Source organism: Rhodoferax sp. RT5P35, assembly GCF_056521385.1.
In genome coordinates, this window is the sequence record NZ_JBWMAX010000197.1 from 1 (window position 1) to 1,253 (window position 1,253).

Annotated in this window: 3 protein-coding genes; all 3 read left to right on the top strand. The window is 64.1% G+C overall.

Going from position 1 to position 1,253, the window contains the following annotated elements:
• A partial coding sequence (locus tag AC097L_RS24900; RefSeq protein ID WP_479589394.1) for an MlaA family lipoprotein occupies nt 1-351 on the top strand: 351 nt, incomplete at its 5' end.
• 85 nt (nt 352-436) lie between these two features.
• Nucleotides 437-1,069: an MlaC/ttg2D family ABC transporter substrate-binding protein gene (locus tag AC097L_RS24905; protein WP_479589395.1), complete on the top strand. Its 633-nt coding sequence runs from the start codon at nt 437-439 to the stop codon at nt 1,067-1,069.
• A gap of 1 nt (nt 1,070) precedes the next feature.
• Nucleotides 1,071-1,253: STAS domain-containing protein (locus tag AC097L_RS24910; protein WP_479589396.1), on the top strand; the 183-nt coding region annotated here is incomplete at its 3' end.

A 1,253-nucleotide genomic window follows, 5' to 3' on the forward strand; every position in this document is an offset into this window, starting at 1 on the left:
GCTACCGACATGGGCCTGGAGCGGCAGCGCGAAGATTTTGGACAGACCCTGGGCTGGTGGGGCGTGCCGTCGGGGCCGTACCTGGTGATTCCGCTGCTGGGGCCCTCCACGGTGCGGGACATCTCGGCCTGGTCGGTCAATGCCTACGGCAACCCGCTGAAGGTGTTTCCCGATGCCGGCACGCGCGACCGCCTGGCGGGCCTGAACCTGGTGGACACCCGTGCCAACCTGCTGCGCGCCACCGAATCGCTGGAAGAGGCCGCGCTCGACAAATACTCCTTCACCCGCGACTTCTATTTGCAGGTGCGCGACAACGATGTGTACGACGGCAACCCGCCCGAGCCCAAATAAGCCCCCAAGTACAAAGCCCCTGCGTCAACCGTTGGGGCGCATTTTCATTAAGGTAGTGCGGATGTTCCGCGTAGAGAAAGTCAGTATGAAACGTCGTTTGTTAGGCCAATGGGCCGCTGGAGCTGTGTTGGCGGTAGCTGCAACTTTCAATGCCATGGCCGCCGATGAAGCGCCAGACGCGCTGGTCAAGCGCATCTCCACCGATGTGCTCTCCACTATCAAGGCCGACAAACCCCTGCAACAGGGCAATGTGGCCAAGGTCATGGTGTTGGTAGATGCCAAGATCATGCCCAACGTGGACTTTGCGCGCATGACCTCCTCTGCCGTAGGCCCCGGCTGGCGCCAGGCCACGCCTGAGCAGCAGAAAAAGCTGCAGGACGAGTTCAAAACCCTGCTGGTGCGCACCTACTCCGGCGCGCTGGCCCAGGTCAGCGACCAAGAGGTCAGCATGAAGCCCTTTCGCGCCAGCCCTGACGACAAGGAAGTGCTGGTGCGCTCTGAAGTCAAAGGCGGTGGCGACCCCATCCAGCTCGACTACCGGTTGGTCAAAACCCCCGGCGAGGGCGCGGGCTGGAAGATCTACAACCTGAACGTGCTGGGCGTGTGGCTGGTGGAAACCTACCGCAGCCAGTTCGCCAGCGAGATCAACGCCAAGGGTGTGGACGGCCTGATCGCCAGCCTGGCCGCGCGCAACCAGGCCAACGCCAAAAAGAACTGACATGCTGGTGCTGCCCGCCGAGCTGACCCACGCGCAGGCCACGGCCTCGCTGCGCATGCTGCTGCAGGGCCTGCGCTCCCAGACCGGCGCGGCGGTGGTGGTGGATGCCACCGCGCTGGCCCGCTTCGACTCGTCCGCCCTGGCTGTGCTGCTGGAGTGCCGCCGCGAAAGCTTCAGTCGGGGC

Bases quoted from the DNA above. Each gene is read 5' to 3' on its own strand.
- AC097L_RS24905 (WP_479589395.1), top strand. From the start codon at position 437: ATGAAACGTCGTTTGTTAGGCCAATGGGCCGCTGGAGCTGTGTTGGCG.